This is a genomic window from Leptospira selangorensis (genome assembly GCF_004769405.1).
In the GTDB taxonomy this organism is placed as follows: domain Bacteria; phylum Spirochaetota; class Leptospiria; order Leptospirales; family Leptospiraceae; genus Leptospira_B; species Leptospira_B selangorensis.
Genome location: NZ_RQES01000012.1, coordinates 71,692 through 90,267 on the forward strand (window position 1 = coordinate 71,692; position 18,576 = coordinate 90,267).

Genomic DNA, 18,576 nt, shown 5'->3' on the forward strand with positions numbered 1-18,576 from the left:
TAGACTATTCCTTCTTTTTCCAATTCCCGGAAGAAACTTCGTAATATTCCCCTATATCCACAGAACGGAGCCAAGTGGTTTGGATACTTTCCTTAATGGAACCTTTTTCTTTTTCAGTAATAGTTCGATTCGGATCTGCAAATGCCTTCTTTAATTTTTCCTTAATTATGATGTCTCTATTTTCGTTCGTAAGTTTGATTAGATCATCTATTCGAGACTTTTGTTTCGGATCCTGGGAAATTTTGTCCGCTCCCGCTTCTCTAAGCTTAGGATTCCATCTTACTTTTCCATCCAGCCCTTCTGCCAATACTCCGAGACTTCTGTATTCCCTAAGTTCTCTCGCAAGATACGCAAGAATACGAAGTGCCATATAGAATTGATTATCACCTGTATTTCCAAATTCTTCCTTAATTAGATCTCTTTCCCAGATCTCGGAACCGGAAGAAGAAGTTTTAATGGATGCAATTAACCATCCGTCTTTTTCAAGATTTCGATCTTCTCCCAACATTTGTTTTTCTGCAGCAGTTTGGGTCTGAGTAAACGTGATCGGAGGGGCCTTGATAGGGCAATACACGAACAAAGGAAAGATTGCAAAAAGAATAATATAGGATTTCGGAATATTCTTCATAAGTTTTACTGATTGAAAGTTTCGATCTCGTTTTGGGCACGTTTCAAGAAGTTTGCCAAAGGCATTCTTTGCTGGGACACCTGGTTATTTTCCAACTGGATAATAGTTCCTAAAATGGAACGTTTGAATAGGATCACTGCATATACCAAGCCTTTGGACAATTCCAATTCTATCTTATCTACCGCATAACTGCCGTAAATAAAATCGGTGAGTATATTAGAAGGTGCAAAAATATTGATCGCACTTTTACCAAAATCGTTCCCGATCTGATAGATACTAAAAAACAAATTCAAATTAGGGACCGGATCTCCCAGATTTCTCCCCCAAAGATTCAGATCGGCTTTCACTTTTCCATCATCTATCTTGACCTGAGTTTTCGCTGGAAGCAATTGTTTTAGATCTATATCCTTGACTCTCAAAGAAACTGAATATTCCATTTTTTCAGGATCTCCTGAGCCGACGTTAACGATCATATCCTTACCCCAAATTTCTCCGTCCAGAGTATATACTTTGAGATAATCCATTCGTAAATAATTTTCCGAGTATTCCATATTAGCGGAAAGTCCGGGAGACTCCGCTTTAGGCCTACTATATTCAAAAGGAGTTCCTTTTAAGGAAGGATGGTTTCCAATGATCTGTCGAATCGTAAAATTAGGAGCTGGTGTTCTGCCATAATTCATCACGAATTTTCTTTTATTTCCTTCGATCAGATTTTTGGTCTCTTTAACTGAAAGATCGTGTGCGAACGGAACATCCGCATTCCAACCGTCTATCTTATACAATTTACAATCGTATCCAGGGCAGACGCCGCTCTGTAAAAGTACATTAGAATTTTTAGATATTAAATTCCCTTGGATAAGACTTCCATACCAATTAAATTTAATTCCCGCTTCTCCCTGAAAGAATAATCCTTTGATGAGTCCGGCCTCTTTAGGAGATAAAAGTTTTAATTCTCCTTTTAAACTCGGGATAAATTCTCCCAGAGATGGAGAAGGTCCTGTTTTGGATGCTTTGGTTAATTCTCCACCCAGCCCTAAATATAATTTTTGGGAAAACGCACTTAATTCAAGTTTATCGATTTTGATCTTAGAACTTGGACTTCCGATCATCTTTAGATCTAAAGAAAGTTTTCCGTCTCGTAGATTCATCCCGGGTAGGTCTACTCCTAAACTTCCTTGGATATTTTGTCCGTGATTCCCGAGTGAATAATAAAAATCTCCGTCCAATCCGATCTTCTTACCTACTTGGTTTCTGACGGGGATTATTGTTTCTCGGAGTGATAAAGGAAGAAGAGGAACAAGATGTTCTAAGTCCAGATCCAATCCCGCTTTTTTTAGATCTAATACGAATGGTTCCCCAAGCCCGATCCTTCCACCTGTATTCAATTTTGCAGCAGAGTTACCTTCCGGGGAGAAGGCTTGTAGGTTCAAATTAGATACTAATATTTCCTCCAGGCCCCAGGCTTTTTTAGGAAAATGGAATATAGCTTTTAGGCCTCCGTCCAAATTTATATTTCCGGAGTTTCCTCTTCCTAATGGAAACCTAAAACCTCTGGCTCTTAATTTTAACCCCGCATCTAATTGTGAAAAATCTTTTCCAAAAGCGGAAAGTTCTGCGGAAAATTTTCCCGAATACCCGGCAAGATAATCTCCTAGTCCGAAATTATCCAATTTAAGATTTAGATTCGGGCCTTCCGTCTGGGAATAATTCAGATTTCCCTCTAACAGAATTTCATTATAGATCGCTTTCAAATTTTTGAATGCAAAAGATCTCACCCAGGGAAGAGGGATTTTTGGCCCTGGATCTTTTTCACTCTGGGGGTCGATCCGAATATCCCAATCCAAATTGAATACAGGAATTGAATGTCTCTTCTTCCCTACCCTGAAATCCAATGAGTTTCCGCGAACTTCTCCCAGAACTCTTAGATTGTCCCAATCACCTTCCGCTAAAATAGGAGCAAGGCTTGCTTCTCCGCTCATGGAGAATGAATCAAATCCAAGACTATGCAAAAAATCCGATAAAGGTGCGAGTCTGATCCTGGACTTTTGGATGGCGAGATTCACTTTTCCCGAATCCGCAGCGAAGTCTGAAATTTTTCCACTCCCTTCTAACCAGGTATCTTCCCCTACTTTCCATTCTAAATTTCTAAGTAGGAGCTCCTTCTTCTCCGGTGAAACATCTAAATCGTATTTAAGTGAAAAACCAAAAGGTGCACTGACTCTGTTTGCAATCCGTATAGGTATTTTTTCTGAACCGAGATCGAGCCTGGAATGGAAACCTGACTTGGAGCCTTCTGCCCTTTCCCAAACCAATGTACACCTAAATGGATGGTCCAGTCCACCGGATGAATCTTGGAATTTAAGTTTTATCTGATTCTCCGGATTCAATTTTACTTGGAATTCGTCGATCAGGTCCAAAACTTTCAGATCGAATGGAATTCTTGTAAAACGATTCGTATCTAAAAGAAATCCAAGCTCCAATCCTTCTAATCCTGCTGAGTAAGATTTAGAACCGTTTTCTGAATTTACATGCACATTGATATCTTTCAGATCCAATTCTAAGAATGCACTGACTGGAATATAAGTACGGATCTCCGTAAGAGGTTCCGTTTTCTCGATGGTAGCTTCTTCTTTTTTACTAGGAGGAAAAGTAGAGGAGATATTCCAAATATTCCCTCTTTGTTGGAGGTCCAACTCCAATCCGTGAATGGAAATTTTGGAAATTTTCAATCTTCCGAAAATGACAAGAGGAAGATTATAGGCGATCCCCAACTCTTTAGCGGTCATTACAGGCTTCACACCCCAGTCGGTTGTGGGATATAATTTTACGTCAGTGAATCTGATCCCGTAGAATGGAGAAAAACTCCTGACATTCGCCTCGAACTTTCCCGCAAAAACGGAAGAGGCGATTTTATCTACTAGGATCTGTCCTGTGATTGAGTTAAATAGGAGGTGATAGAAGAGAAAAATCCCCGCAATGATCCCAAGGCGGAGTTTTTTCTTTTTCAAATACTGTAAGAACTCGGAAGCCAACCGAAATGTTTAGGCTAATACTCGAAGGATTCGATAGCCTCTTCCAGCGTTTTGTAGATCTCGAAAATGCTGGCTAACTTTGTAATCTCCATTAGATTTTCGATATCATTATTCAAATTGGTGAATACCATACGACCTTTCAAACCGTCGATATGTTTGTAGATATTAAGAAACATCCCCAAACCGGCTGAGTTGATGAAAGGAACTTTTTTCAGGTCGATGATAAACTTCGGAACGTCACCTTTCGAGATATACTCCTCGATTTTTTGACCAAGTTCGAATTCATTTCCCGCTTTAATCGGGCCTTCGATCTTGATGATGTGAACGTCGTTTTTAGTGGTGACTTTGATTTTCATAACCCTTTCTTGGATTTTTGTGCTTATATAAGATCTGCATTCCAGCCTCCTTGTAAAGCCCTTTTTTGCAGAATTGACCAGTAGAATCCCTCGAAAGCTCCCAAAAATCAAAGAGAAACTAGGTTTTGACTCTGATAGAAATTACAGGAAATATTGTCGACATTTTGGCCGAATACAAACATCGTACCAAGGTCAGCAATGCCCGCAAAGCCCCCTCTTTTATCCCTAGTCATTCCCGTTTATAACGAGGAAAAAACCATCCCCGAACTTGTAAAAAGACTTCGGGGTTTACTCACTATCTTAAAAGAAAAACACCGCTTCGGAAAAGAAGATACGGAAATTCTTTTTGTAAATGATGGTTCGAGAGATGGAACCTTCGATGTATTAAAAAAATTCTGCGAATCAGAGCCAGGTTTTTTTCTTTTAAATTTATCTAGAAATTACGGACACCAGTTGGCGATCACTGCAGGGATCGATACTGCAAGAGGCGAAACAGTCGCAGTCATGGATGGAGACTTGCAAGATCCTCCTGAATTTGTGGCGGACCTTTACGCAAAAATGTCAGAAGGTTACGATGTTGTCTATGCCAGAAGAAAGAAAAGAGAAGGTGAATCTTTTTTCAAACTGATTACTGCTCACGTATTCTATAGGATCCTAAAAAAGCTGACCAGGTTCGAGATCCCAATCGATACGGGAGATTTCAGGATCATGAGCAGAAGGGTGACTAATGTTCTAGTCTCCATGAAAGAACAACATCGTTATATCCGAGGATTGATTGCTTGGATCGGTTTCAGACAAACCGGTTTGGAATATGATCGAGACGAACGTTTTGATGGAGAAACCAAGTTTTCAGTTAGCAAGATGCTCAAGTTCGCTTTGGATGGGATCACCTCCTTCTCCTCTGCCCCGCTTAAATTTTCCTCTTATTTAGGATTTACTTCCGCGTTTTTCGGAGCATTATACACTATCTATATTCTATACTTAAAACTTTTTACTGATAATACGATCCAAGGCTGGACCTCGGTTATGATTGTAGCATTAGTATTAGGCGGGATCCAACTTATCGCATTAGGGATGATAGGCGAATATCTAAGCAGAGTACACGATCAATCCAAGAATCGCCCTCTGTATGTGATCGAAAAGATTTACTCTGCGAGACCAAAATCTAAAAAATGAACCGGACCTTGGATAGAGTTTTAGGCATTTTATTCGGCTTACTTGCCTTATTTGCAACTGGAGTTATGATCTCCAAAAATTGGCAGGCATTCTTAGAGATTTGCCCGATTACGGACCTTCTTACTTGGGATGAGAATATACGACTAACGGCAGTATACGACCAATTCCAAGATTATAGGGACGGTAAAATTTGGAGAGCAACGCTTCCTTTCTTGGAAGCTGCTACCTGGCCGCCTCTTAGGCCGATATTCTCACTTTTACTTTTAGCAAGCCCAGGCGAATGGCCAATCACTTGGAAGGATTCCTTTCTAGGTTTGGCATTTTATGCTCTTTGTTTTCCTTCTATCATCTATATCGTTTCCAGGATTTCAGGGTCTCTTCTTTTCGGAAGTTTGGTTTCTATTTTCGTATTGGCGTTAAGCCTTCATACTTCTGAAACCCCTGCTTATAGTCTTTCTTCTATGTTGGAAACCCAAGGAATGTTCATTCTTCTTTGGGTGTATTGGGGTTTGTATAAACTTTATGATTCCGTAAAGGACTTAAAACCGGGAGAAAGTTTGCCTGTCGGTTCCAAGGTTGCAGCCTTAGTCTCTGCGGTTTTGATACTTCTATTTTTTACTAAGTATCCTTATGGGCTTTTGTTATTCATCTCCATCTTTTTATTCGAGTTGATTTCCAGATTCCCGGAATGGATCGGGTTTATTAGATTCTCCGTAAAGGTCCATTATAAAGGGATCAGACTTTTGTTCCTGATTGTCGTAGTCCTACTCGTTCTTTCATTACCTGTATTGAGAGTAGTGACGGATTGGAATCTGGACCAAAGATCGTTTAAAAAGGTATTATACTTCCTTACAGTTCTTCTTTTCTTGGACTTCAATTATTTCTTATATAAGAATAGAAAAGACTTAGGAGAAATTTCTCCTCCTTCTATCAAAATTCTTTATCTGTATGCGATCCTTCCTTGTTTTATCTGGTTATTCACGAACCTGGATAGGGTGATGAGTTTAGTAAACGCTCAGATGATCGTGAATAAATTTGTTCGCAGTTTTATCTTAAGTTTATTCGAATCTCCCGCAGATAAATTTCCCGCGAGTCATGTATTCAGCGAACCTTGGATTTTTAGGACCTTCTTCTTATTTTCTTTGAGTGCAATCGGTTATTGGCTCTATCTAAACGGAAAAGACAAAACTTCCTCTCCGCAAACAAAAGGAGAAGGAAGAATAGATTCTCTACTTGCAAAGTTGCAGAATATTAGCTGGCCTAAATTTCTAAAAGATCCGTTATTCGCGATCACAGTGATCGTATTCTTGCAATATATCGTCATCGATGCGAGCACAGGGAACAAACAACTTAGGCATGTTTTTTATCCTTTGCCTGCTTTACTTACAATCTTAAGCTTATGGTCTTTCAGATTAATTCAAATTTCTGAAAAGAACAGAAAATTCATCTTCTCCGGGGTTTTCCTATTCTTTTTACTTTGGGCCTCGAGCCTATTCGTGAGAGAATCCGGGTTATTCAGCCAAACGTATTTTTCCAAAAACCAATTTTGTTTAAAAGGATTCGACACCGCAGTATTCGAACCTGCAAGAGAATTTGCAAAAGAGATAGACCCCCAAGGGAAATACGTCGCATTCAATATGTTCCATGACGAGGAGAACTTCCAGACGCCGGGAAGAATTCTCGCATCCGAATTCGATCTTTTGTTCAGGCAAAAAACGGTCGAAAAAGGGAAATATCGCAACGATAGCAAATACAAATGGAAATCCTGGGACGAGTTTGACAAAGCCGTGTATGTAGGACCTTCTTGTGAGTTGCCTCCTAAGGTTCTTTCCAGGGCGGAAAGTTTAGGAATTACCCTAGAACCGATTAAAGAAATTAAACACCCGACTGGAGATTATTGTTTCAAAGAATTTCGTCTTATTAGAAAATAATCGGACTAAACCGAAACCTGTTTTCGGTAAACGGCTCAAGGCATCGTGACTCATCCTTGGTTATTACCCACCATTATTGCGGCTACGCCTTCCGCCTTTTTTCTCATTTTTATCTATCTATATTTATATAAAAAGGAAAGACAGAAGGCTTTGCTTGCCTGGTCCATCTGTTGGATATTCCATCTTTTAGGCTATTTAGGAAATATTATGCAGGTAGGAGGAGCGGACTCTTACAAATATTTTCCTTCCTTCTCCATCGATTTTATCAGAGCACTTTTCCAGTTCTTAGGTTGTTTATATTTTTTAAATAAATCATTTTCCAGACCTTTTCAGATCTTATTCCTATTAACCGGTCTTTGGGCGATATTTCTGGATATAGAGAAAATCCGAGACGCATATATGGTCTGGCCGATCTATATACTAATAGGCGGATCTCAAATTTATACGGGGATCATTTTCCTTAGAACTAAAAACCTAATTCCAAGTTTAGGAAAAAGTATCGCCGGTTGGATCTTCATTCTTTGGGGACTCCATGTACTCAATTATCCTTTCTTACGATTCCATCCTGAATTCGGATTTATAGGTTATTTCATCGCAGGCCTTTTTAGATTTGCTTCTGCAATCGTGATACTACTGGTATTCTTCGAAGAAACAAAGGCGGCACTTTCCAAAACGGAAGAAAATTATAAAAAGATAGTGGATACCACTTTAGAAGGTATCTGGTTAATCAATAAGGAAAATAAAACCACATTCGTGAATTCTAAAATGGCGGAATTCCTGGGAATGAGTGAAAAAGAACTCCTTGGTAAAAATCTTTACGACTTTGTAATTCCCGAAGCAACAGATATCGTAAATAAAAGATTAGAAGAAAGAAAACAAGGAAAAGCGGAAGTCCATGATTTCTATTTCAAACGTCCGGATGGAGAATCTGTTTGGCTCTTAATGTCCGCAAATCCGATATTCGATTCGCAAGGAAATTACGATGGTTCACTTGCGATGTGCACTGATATTACTTATTATAAAAAAACGGAAACTGCGTTAAAAGAAAGTGAAAGACAACTTTCCACTTTGATCCGAAATCTTCCAGGCATCGCGTATCGTTGTGCATACGATCACGACTGGACCATGGAGTTTATCAGCGAGGGTTGTTTCGAACTTACAGGTTATTCTCCGTCCGACTTCGTTTCTAATCGTACGGTTACTTATGGGGAGATCATGCATCCGGAAGACACTGAAAGAGTCTTTCATGAAGTTACGGAAGCAATCGGCAAGAATGTTCCGTATCGCCTTCTATATCGGATCTATCAGCGAAATGGAGAAATGCGATGGGCATTCGAACAAGGTTCAGCCGTCAAAGGTGATAATGGTGAATTGATCGCCTTAGAAGGTTTTATCACAGATTTCACTCAAGTAAAACTTGCGGAAGAAATTATGGCGAATTCTCTTCATGAAAAGGATATCTTGCTCAAAGAAGTCCATCATAGAGTTAAAAACTATCTGCAAGTCCTATCCAGTTTACTCTCTATCCAATTGGAACAGGTAGAAGCAAGTAATCCAACCCAGGTCCTGACAGAATCCCAAAATAGGATCTTGTCTATGGCCTATGTTCATGAATCTTTGTATGGAAAACATAGGATCAGTGACGAATTTTTCCCCGAATTCGTAAGCAGGCTTGTGGATAGTCTTCTCAAATCGTTCGGCCACAAAAAAGAAGAGATCCAAATTTCCCTAAATTGTGAATCCCTTCCTATCAAACAAAATTCAGCGATCCCTATCGGCTTGATCCTGAACGAGTTAGTAACTAATGTTCTAAAACATGCCTTCTCGTATAAAAAACATTCGGAAGAAAAGATCATCAAGATCTCTTTTTACAAGGATGGAAATTGGATCCATTTGGATGTTACGGATAATGGAAAAGGTAAATCCTCGAATCCTAAATCTGAAGATTCTATGGGTCTGGAACTCGTGGATCTTTTGACTAAGCAATTAAAAGGTTCTGTTATGGATCTTTCTTCCGAGCAAGGAACAGTTACTAGGATACGATTCCCAGCTTCTTATTAGGAATTGTGGTTGGGGATTTTTTTGTAGGAGTTCCTACATGGGTTCAAAGGCGCCCCCACCCTGAGCTTTGGGTGGGGGGAGTGGCTCGTGGGAGAGCTCTTTCGCATATATCACAAATTTCGAATCTTAACAATCAAATTTTACATCTCTTTTCTTGTTGGAATTCCTACATTCCAATGTCTATTCTAAACTCTCTGAACCTTTACTTCTCTCAAATTAGAATCCCCCGCTACCTCGGGCTCTCGATTCGTCACTTCTCTAAAAGTATCGAAGTAATTCTCGTGATTCGTCCGCATAATTCTATCCCAAATATTAAAGTACAAACTGTAATTGCAGTTAAAGTATTTATGGTGCATATTGTGGTGAGTAGTAGAATTATGAAGTCTTAATATTCTATTCTCAATAAATCCTTTAGGGAAAAGTTCGAAAGAAAGGTGCCCCAATACGTTCAAAAAATTACTGTAAAAGAAAAATACTATAAGTGCAGTTGTATGCACAGGTAAAAACAGGATCACAAGAGGCACAATCCCCGCTTCCACTACCGCTTCGTACGGATGAAAAGAAAATGCAGCCCAAGGAGATGGGTTAGTAGACTTATGATGTACTAAATGCATTTTTTTGAAAAGAAGAGGATGATGCATCATACGGTGTGTCCAATAAAAATAAGTATCATGCAGGAATATTAAAGCAATAATGCTGAATAATAGATAAGGAACACCATAGTCTTCCACCTTATCGTAGATAAAAGTCCAACCTGCCTTTTTCATCAAGACTACGAGGATCCCGGAAGCGGCGAAGATCGCAAGTGAGATCGCCGAATATTTAAGTTCATGGGAGATTTTATCTTTTTCAGGAAGTTTATTTTGGATGATCTTATGTTTAAGTCTTTCTTTGTAGATCATCCAAACGAAAACATAAGCGATCCCAGCCATCAAAATATAGCGGAACCATAACATACCCAAGGTCAGAAAATAATAGGCGGTATAGCCCATTTGATCCACAATTTCATTCATCCTATTCTCTCCGTGTGTGCACACAGTTTACACGATAGGACAAGGATCAGCCTATCCGAATTTTAAAAATCTCTAGCTGATTTCAAAATCGGCGGTACTTTTTAAGGATTCGTCCCTACCACGATTGCGGCGGAATTCTGTCGGAGTAACTCCAGTAAGTTCTTTAAATGCGCGATTAAATGGTCCCAAGGATTGGTAACCTAGATCCATGGCGACCCGAATGATAGGAATTTCGTCCTTTCCCGAATCCAGAAGTATCTCGCAGGCTTCTTGGATCCTATAACGATTTAAGAAGTCTGGAAAATTTCTAAAACCCATTGCTTGGTTGATTAACCTTCTGAGTTTATATTCCTGTACTTCTAAATCTTCTGCAAGCTGCCCGATTGTCAGGCCTTCCTTTCTATAAAGTTTGGTTTCTTCGAACGCCGAGACTAATTTTTTCTTCAATGCCGGGTCGGCATATACGGCTTTTTCTTCTTTGTCCCCTGACTCTTCCGGTCTTGGATCGACGAGACCTTCTTTCAGCTCGAAGACTAAATACATAAACGCAAGTATAAGTCCCCAGGCAAAGACCACATTCGCTAAATCTAAAATTTCAGATAAGACCTTACCCCTTAGGATCAAGTGAGAAAACATATTAAAAGTGATTACACTTCCGGTCATCAGTATATGGACTTCACGTAATCTTCTTCTTGTCTCGATTAAGTCATCCTTTCGTCCTGAATAGATACGAATGATTGCGGCCACAACGAAACCCAAGGACAGAAGAGTTGGAATGATGATATGGGCAAGAACAGTTTCTGAAACAATAGGCCCTCTCATGTTGATCAGATCCAATACAGGATAAACAGACAACGCAGAGACTCCTACCTTACCGAGAAGTAAAAGCCAATACCAAAATTTGATCTCGAAATGATCTTCGAAGATTGCGAGACTGATCATCCAAAAGAAAAAAGGTAAACTGATAAGACCTGCAAATAAAAATACGCGAATAGAATAAGGGATTTTTAAATCAGGATCCAAGGAAAGAATGATATAACATATGATCCCGAATGAGAACCCTCCGGCGATACGTATCCTAAAATCGTAAATGTACCTCCATCCTAAAAGTCCTATAATGAAGATTAGATTCGAAAGACAGAATAAATGTAATATGTCCGTGATCTGCGAGATCAAATGAGTTCTTCCAGTTTTTCCAATTCTCCCCAAAAGTCCTTTGTTTGTAAACCAGGAAGAAATTTCCTGATCAAGCTGCTATCTATAAAACTGTCCTCTCTATCCATCTTTTCTTCCGGAACAACCTGGATCTTACCATGATCTTCTAAAAATCGGAAGATCTCTAACCATGTATGCCATTGTCCGTCGGATAAAATTAACTCGGAAGGCAGATCATTTCCGAGATAAGATAGAAGCAAACGTACTACTTCCGAAATATCGTCCCCATGGATCAGATTCAATTGGCGTTTAGTCTTTTTAACGGAGCCCTTTCTCGCCCAGTTTGCAGGATTTCTATCCGGTCCATAGATCCCGGAAAGCCTGAGGATCTTACCACCCTTCTCCAAAAATTGTAACTCCGTTTCATAACGATCATGTTCAGGATCTAAAGGAGTTTTTTCAGTGATATCAGGCGTGATCCGTTGATAGATGCTGGTAGACCCAAACATCCAAACCGTTTTAGAGATGGAGAAAATAGAATCAAAAACTTGGTCTCTATTTTCGAGTTTTTGAGCGGGGAAGGTGATAAGGCTCGCGTCAAACTTCGAGCCTTCGTTCTCTTTGCGGAAATTTTCCAAAGCCGCCACATCGGATAGATCCAAAAGAACGGATTCTTCTACTTGCGTAGCTCGAGAAATTCCTATAACAGTATTCTCTTTTTTTAATGTATTTAGAATTCGTAGGCCGGTATATCCCAGCCCAAAAATCGCAAACTTAGGCATTACTCCAAACCGAGTCTTTTATAGATCAGCCCGACTTTATCTAAATAAGGAGAAATTTGGAAGATAGAATCCAGATCTCCAGGTTTCAGAACCTTCTGCACCTTAGGGTCCTCCGCAAGTCTTGTCTTAAGGTTTTGGGAAATATCCGCCCAAACTGCCATCGCATGACCTTGCACGATTGCATACGCGTCTTCTCTGGTCATCCCACCTTTTTCGATCAAGTGGAGAAGAACCTTTTGGGAGAAGATCAAACCTCTTGTGGTTCCCAAAGTCCGTTCGATCGCATCAGGATAGACATGCAGATTTTTTACTACGAATAACATTTTATCCAGAATATATTCTAGAGCGATTGTGGAATCAGGAACTACGATCCTTTCTGCAGAAGAATGGGAAATATCCCTTTCATGCCATAAAGCCACGTTTTGTAAAGCAGTGGAGACATTAGAACGAATCACTCTGGAGATTCCGGAGATCCTTTCACAAATCACAGGATTTCTTTTATGAGGCATTGCAGAAGATCCTTTTTGACCCGGCGAAAAAGGTTCTTCTACTTCTCTACCTTCCGTTTTTTGAAGAAGGCGAACTTCAGTTGCAAAACGATCCAAACTCGCAGCAGTTACGCCTAACGCGGACATATAAGCAGCATGTCTATCTCTTGAAACCACCTGGGTCGCGATCGGATCAGGTTTAAGCCCTAACTTCTCGCAAACATATTCTTCAATGTCCGGTTCGATATTGGAATAAGTTCCGACTGCTCCGGATAATTTTCCTACGGCAACTTCTTCTTTTGCCAGGGCCATACGCACCCTGTTTCGTTTCATTTCTTCATAGAATAATGCGAACTTCAAACCGAGAGTCATCGGCTCCGCATGGATACCGTGAGATCTACCTATACAAGGAAGATCCCTGTATTGGATCGCCTTCTCCTTGATCGCTTCGATCAACTGATCCGTTTTTTTCAAGATCAGATCCATTGCTTGGACCATCTGCACACAAAGTGCGGTGTCTCCAATATCGGAAGAAGTGAGGCCGTAATGCACATGGCGACCTGCAGGCCCGATATAAGAATTCATATTAGTTAAGAATGCGATAACGTCATGGTGGACCTTGGATTCAATTTCCAAAATTTCATCCACATTAAATCTTGCTTTGGAACGGATCTCTTCGAAGTCTTCTTTAGGAACCTCACCTTTTTTCATCCGGGCTTCGGTGGCCAATATTTCGATTTCTTTCCAAATATCGAATTTGTTCTCCAATTCCCAAATTTTAGAGATCTCAGGATTCGAATACCGATCAATCATTCCAGTTTCCTTGGGGAAATACCCCCATTGATAGGATTTTTACCTGGCGCCTATACGTAAACGGTTTTTAGCCCAGCTCGAAAGAGCTTACAAACTCTTTGATCAGATTGATATGGTCTACTTCGGGAGAAGGGTTTTCCTTACTCGGTTCGTATAAATGTTCATCAAAAACATGGTAATCGAAAATTTTAAGCTCGAAGTCAGGTATGGTGATGATGATATTTTCGGAATGGATATCGAAGATCAGTTTTTCTTCCTGAGCAAGATAACGTGTTACTTCTATCACCCTATGAAAGTCCAAGGCGATCTTTTTGAGTTTAGACTTATTGATGATCCCGAATCTATGAGTATCAAAGTTCAATTTCCATTTGGGAAAAAGTGCATCCTGGATAGGATTTTGTCTGACCTTCTCATTCAATCGGATGAATTCTTTTAAGTGTTTTCCAGGTAATAAATTTTGGTTATCACAGGGAGTGAGAGTAACCACAGGAATACCGAACGGGCTTCTCCTAAAACGTAAACCCATAAAAAATCGAGTAGGAAGTACAAGATCAGGGATTAGACTTTTTAATTTCCAATAATGGAGTCTTTCCAATCCTAAACGTGCGAACTTAAAACGGATCTCATCTCTTTTAGATTCCCCCCATGCGGATTTTTGCAAATGATGCATGAGTCCGATCTCTTCCGTTTTTAAATAACGTTCCAGATTATTCTGCACTTCTTTATATAAAGAACCAAAAATAGGATCAGAAGGTAATTTAGATTTTCCTATTTTAACAACTTGGTTCCAAGGAAGTGTATATACGAATTTATAAGAGCCCCTTCCTATATAATTCTCAGAAGCGAGAGGCATAAAATTATCCAAAAACTCTCTACCATATCTATGCGTTATACGAAACACGTGAGATACAGGAAAAAGTCTTTCGTAAAATTTTCGGGCAAAGCCGGATTGCCTAAGGCGAAAGTCGATGGGCAGATCCTCTTTTGGGATCTGAGAATCCGCCCTATCCGGATCAAAAAATAATTCTTTATCAAGGCCCTTTTCCAGGATCTCGATAAAGCTGGGAATCCCAGGAGAGTTCCAAAAATTTCGGATCGCTTCTCCGAATTCGCTGAATCTTCCCTTCTTTGCCATTATAATCCCATTATTTATTTGGAATGATAGTACAAGTCTCTTTTGTAAGTAGGGAGAGCTGTCTTATTCTTCTTAGAATTTTCCAAAGCCTTATCTTTTTCCTCATCGATCCACCATAAAGACTTAGCAGCACCTTCTCCAGAATATCTGGCGAGTGGATTTTCAGGAGTTCCGAATCTATTCCAATAAAGGACTCTTGTAGATTTAATTCCCCAAAGAAGAACGTAAGGAACTTCTTTAGTTAAGATCTTATCTATCTTCTTTAAGATTTCCGTTCTTTTTTTAATATCGAATTCCGTTTTTTGCTGCTCAATGAGTTTGTCTATATCCGGATTTTTGAAACCATTATAATTATTTTGTCCGTTCTCATTCGCGTATTTGGAATCCCAATGATGTTCCGGATCCGGGAAAGAACTTCCTGCACCCCAAGCCGCCCAGGTAACATCAAAATCATACTTGTCCATTCTTTCGGACCAGTTCGCAAGGTCAGTGCTCTCGATCGTGACTTGGATACCCAACTCTTTCACTCTTTCCATGAATAGAGTAAAATATTTTTCCACACTTCTATCCCTTTCCAGGATATGTATCACGAATTGTTGCCCGTCTTTTTCCAGGAAACCTTTTGCATTCGGTTTCCATCCTGCCTCAGCAAAAAGTTTTTTGGCAATTTCTGGATCATAGTCGATCGCAGGATTCGGCAATTGCCCTTCTTCCCATACGGAACCGTAATAAGAATCAGTGAGCTGATATTCTCCGAATGCAAGTTTATCCACCATAAGTTTTCGATTCACCAAATGAGCGATCGCCTTTCTAATACGAACATCGTCGAAAGGTTTTCTTCTCATATTGAATGCCCAACCCTGGAAGCCCGATTTTTTATCGTTATAGATCTTTTGTTTTACGATATAATTCTTATCGAAAGGTTCTCCCGTTGTATCCTGGACCCAAGTCGCAGCCTTATACACAGGATATAGATCTATATCACCTTTTTTGAATGCTTGGAATGCCACCGCGTCATCGTTAAATACTTTAAAGATGAGAGTATCGAAGTTGTCAGTTCCTTTATAAAAAGGATAAGCCCTCATCCAATAGTCATTCCTACGTTTCATCTTCACATAGATGCCTTTTTTCGCGGACTGCAATTCATAAGGACCGGAGATTACAGGGAACTCGAAATTTTCCTTATTAAAGTCCTTTCCGTTATAATAATGTTCCGGAAGAATAAAGAACTCATATGCGATAAATTCGAAGTTTTTCCAATGGATCTCTTTTTGAGTAAATTCAACTTCGTGTTCATTCACTAACTTTGGAGCTTCGAAACGAGAAAGGTCGATCCTATGAAGTGCGGTATTATTTTTCTTATTCATGATGATTTCATAAGTGTATAATACGTCTTTAGCGGTAATAGGTTTACCATCGCTCCATTTGGCGTTTTTATCCAAATTGAATGTAAAAGTTTTTTTATCGGAAGAGATCTTCCAAGAAGAAGCAAGTTTAGGAAGAGGTTCCAATGTAATCGGATGTCTTTCTAAAAGTGGCTCGAACATCTGACCAAAGATCTCGGCGGTAGTGGAAAAATTTTCCAAATACCAATTCAAAGATTTAGGATACTGATGGCTATAGATCCTAAATATCCCTCCCCTTTTTGCGTTAGGAGAAGAAGACGGATTCGGCTTTCTCAATGCTTCCGGGATACTATTAGGATCTCCCTCCCAAGGAAGATCTTCAGTCGCCACTGAAATTTGGACTTCTTCCTTCTCTTTACAGCCGCTTGAAACGAACGTAATTACGGATAATAAAAGTGTAAAATAGCAAATGTTTAGGAGTTTGGAATTTTTTAGAGCAAGGTTCAAAGCACACCTCTTAGGAATGTTCGTGTTCGAAAGCTTCCGGGAAAACCCGATTTCAGGCAAACTTAAATGTAAAATTTTCGATGAAAAGATAGAAGTAGAAGAACCTACAACTAAACCTTATTTAACCCTATGAGCGAAGACCACATCGGGAATACGTTTTAAGTTGCCTAGGATTTCCTTTAATTGGTCCAAATGTTCCACTTCTATCATGAAGCGGGCCATCAAAGTATCCTTTTGCACTGTAGAAGCTCCGGCCTCCAGGATATTCGTCTGGGTTCCGGAGATACTTTTTACCATCTCCAAGTAAATTCCCTGACGATCTTTAGCCTTCACTTCTACTCGAACAGGTACCGGCTCAGTCTGGCCATAATCCCAATCCACTGTGATCTGTCTGAGTTGCTCTTCTTCTCTTTGTTTTAACGCTACACTACAGTTCTTTTTATGAACGGAAACACCACGCCCTCTAGTTACAAATCCTATGATCTGGTCTCCAGGAAGAGGAGAACAACAACCCGAAAGTCGCACCGGAATATCTCTAAGTCCCGCGACTAAAATTTTTCCGCCCGCAACTTGGCCTTGTACTTGAGTTTGTTTAGAAACTTTTTCGGAAGGTTTACGTTTGAGTTCTTCTAATACTTCCGCATTGAGAGTAAGTTCCGCAGCACTCTCGGCGCCTTGTGCTAGATCCTTGCTGGTCTCTTCTCTGAGTTTTCTGAAATAAGCGCGTAACTTTTGTCTGGCAGAAGGAGTTTTAACAATACGAAGCCAGATAGGAGAAGGTTTGGATCTTTTATCCACAACAACTTCTACCTGGTCACCGCTACGTAATTCCGTACGAAGAGGGATCATTCTACCGTTGATCTTTGCTCCTTTACAATGCAAACCCACATCTGTGTGAATCCTAAATGCGAAGTCTAGAACCGTAGCACCTTTAGGAAGTTGTATAATTTCTCCCTTAGGAGTGAAAACAAATACCTCGTCTTCATGAAGATCGTATTTTAATTCTTCTAAAAATTCTTTAGGATCTAAAGAGGAATCCTGCCAAGTCTGTAGGACTTCCAACCACTTAACCGTTAGATGTCTTTCATTGGCGTGAGTTTTACCTTCTTTGTAAACCCAGTGAGCTGCGATCCCGAATTCAGCGATCGCATTCATCTCAGCAGTACGGATCTGCACTTCCAAAGGTTTTCCATCCGGACCGATCACAGTCGTATGAAGTGATTGGTACATATTCGTTTTAGGAGTCGCGATATAATCCTTAAATCTACCCGGAACAGGAGACCAAAGTGTATGGACAATCCCGAGTACACCGTAACAGTCTTTGATCTCGTCCGTAACGATACGGATCGCTCTTAAATCAAAAATTTCGTCGAAGGTTTTTTCCTTCGTTTTCATCTTACGATAGATGGAGAAGAAATGTTTTGCTCTTCCTTCTACATTCGCGTTGATTTGGATCTCAGCGAGTCTTTGTTTTAGGATCAGCTGAAGTTTTTCTATATAATCTTCTCTTTCAGACTTTTTAGCACTGATCCTTTTTTTAATGTCCTGGTATTCTTCCGGAAAGATAACTTGGAATGCCAAATCTTCCAGCTCTGATTTTACTGAATAAATACCAAGTCTTCCTGCAATTGGAGCGTATAAGGAAAGAGTTTCGTTAGCGATCCTTCTCTGCTTTTCAGGAGGCTGAAAAGAAAGAGTTCTCATATTATGGGTCTTATCCGCAAGTTTGATCAGAATAACTCGAATATCCTGGATGGTAGCGATAATGATCTTTCGAATATTCTCAGCAGCCTCCGTCTCTTTGGATTGGCTTTTAATCTGAGAAATTTTAGTCACACCTTCCACAAGTTGAGTGATCTCTGTTCCGAAATCTCGGACCATATCATCTCTTGTGTATTTTGTGTCTTCAATCACGTCATGAAGGATCCCTGCAGAGATTACCTTCTCATCCAGACCTAACTCATATAAAATAAAACCAACTTGAAGAGGGTGAACAATATAAGGTTCTCCCGAAAGACGGAACTGTCCTTGGTGAGAATCTTCAGAGACCTTATAAGCCTTCTCGATCATTTCCAAGGCTTCGGGCCCCATGGTTTCCCGAACTCCTTCGATTAACATTTCTTTGGTGGCAGGAGCCTTAACAAATCCCATTC

The 18,576-nt window shown here is 39.9% G+C and carries 13 protein-coding genes; 3 read left to right on the forward strand and 10 right to left on the reverse strand.

Annotation, left to right across the window (positions count from 1 at the left end; genetic code table 11):
* Positions 1 to 4: 4 nt before the first annotated feature.
* The 3 genes from EHO58_RS08400 to EHO58_RS08410 are packed head-to-tail and all read right to left on the reverse strand — an operon-like array spanning position 5 to position 4,016.
* Positions 5 to 628 (reverse strand): DUF1318 domain-containing protein, encoded by a 624-nt coding sequence (locus EHO58_RS08400; protein ID WP_135679646.1) that lies wholly within the window; start codon positions 626 to 628, stop codon positions 5 to 7.
* Between the two features lie 5 nt (positions 629 to 633).
* On the reverse strand, positions 634 to 3,660 hold the full coding sequence (locus EHO58_RS08405; protein ID WP_135679647.1) for an LIC_11026 family protein: 3,027 nt from the start codon (positions 3,658 to 3,660) through the stop codon (positions 634 to 636).
* Between the two features lie 14 nt (positions 3,661 to 3,674).
* Positions 3,675 to 4,016 (reverse strand): STAS domain-containing protein, encoded by a 342-nt coding sequence (locus tag EHO58_RS08410; protein ID WP_008594836.1) that lies wholly within the window; start codon positions 4,014 to 4,016, stop codon positions 3,675 to 3,677.
* 198 nt (positions 4,017 to 4,214) lie between these two features.
* Here EHO58_RS08410 and EHO58_RS08415 point away from each other — a divergent pair, with 198 nt between their 5' ends.
* The 3 genes from EHO58_RS08415 to EHO58_RS08425 are packed head-to-tail and all read left to right on the forward strand — an operon-like array spanning position 4,215 to position 9,184.
* Entirely contained in the window at positions 4,215 to 5,192 is a 978-nt protein-coding gene (locus tag EHO58_RS08415) for a glycosyltransferase family 2 protein (protein ID WP_135679648.1), read from the forward strand.
* The gene (locus EHO58_RS08420; protein WP_135679649.1) at positions 5,189 to 7,123 is read left to right on the forward strand and encodes a hypothetical protein; all 1,935 of its coding nucleotides are present in this window, start codon (positions 5,189 to 5,191) and stop codon (positions 7,121 to 7,123) included. The genes EHO58_RS08415 and EHO58_RS08420 overlap by 4 nt, the downstream gene beginning before the upstream one ends.
* Positions 7,124 to 7,168: 45 nt before the next feature.
* Positions 7,169 to 9,184 (forward strand): PAS domain S-box protein, encoded by a 2,016-nt coding sequence (locus EHO58_RS08425; protein ID WP_135628589.1) that lies wholly within the window; start codon positions 7,169 to 7,171, stop codon positions 9,182 to 9,184.
* 185 nt (positions 9,185 to 9,369) lie between these two features.
* Here EHO58_RS08425 and EHO58_RS08430 read toward each other — a convergent pair whose 3' ends face one another.
* From EHO58_RS08430 to EHO58_RS08460, 7 genes are all read right to left on the reverse strand, one after another.
* On the reverse strand, positions 9,370 to 10,197 hold the full coding sequence (locus EHO58_RS08430) for a sterol desaturase family protein (RefSeq protein ID WP_135679650.1): 828 nt from the start codon (positions 10,195 to 10,197) through the stop codon (positions 9,370 to 9,372).
* Between the two features lie 72 nt (positions 10,198 to 10,269).
* A complete protein-coding gene (locus tag EHO58_RS08435) occupies positions 10,270 to 11,373 on the reverse strand; it encodes an AraC family transcriptional regulator (protein WP_135679651.1) in 1,104 nt (367 codons plus the stop codon).
* The gene (locus EHO58_RS08440; RefSeq protein ID WP_135679652.1) at positions 11,370 to 12,134 is read right to left on the reverse strand and encodes a Rossmann-fold NAD(P)-binding domain-containing protein; all 765 of its coding nucleotides are present in this window, start codon (positions 12,132 to 12,134) and stop codon (positions 11,370 to 11,372) included. The genes EHO58_RS08435 and EHO58_RS08440 overlap by 4 nt, the downstream gene beginning before the upstream one ends.
* Entirely contained in the window at positions 12,134 to 13,435 is a 1,302-nt protein-coding gene (gene purB, locus EHO58_RS08445; RefSeq protein WP_135679653.1) for an adenylosuccinate lyase, read from the reverse strand. Before purB ends, EHO58_RS08440 begins: the two co-directional genes overlap by 1 nt.
* A gap of 67 nt (positions 13,436 to 13,502) precedes the next feature.
* Positions 13,503 to 14,570, reverse strand: a complete 1,068-nt coding sequence (locus EHO58_RS08450; protein WP_135679654.1) for a hypothetical protein — start codon at positions 14,568 to 14,570, stop codon at positions 13,503 to 13,505.
* A 14-nt stretch (positions 14,571 to 14,584) separates the two neighbouring features.
* Positions 14,585 to 16,423, reverse strand: coding sequence for an extracellular solute-binding protein (locus tag EHO58_RS08455; RefSeq protein ID WP_135679655.1), 1,839 nt, complete (start codon positions 16,421 to 16,423; stop codon positions 14,585 to 14,587).
* Positions 16,424 to 16,540: 117 nt separating this feature from the next.
* A complete protein-coding gene (locus EHO58_RS08460; protein WP_135628596.1) occupies positions 16,541 to 18,574 on the reverse strand; it encodes a RelA/SpoT family protein in 2,034 nt (677 codons plus the stop codon).
* Between the last annotated feature and the right edge of the window lie 2 nt (positions 18,575 to 18,576).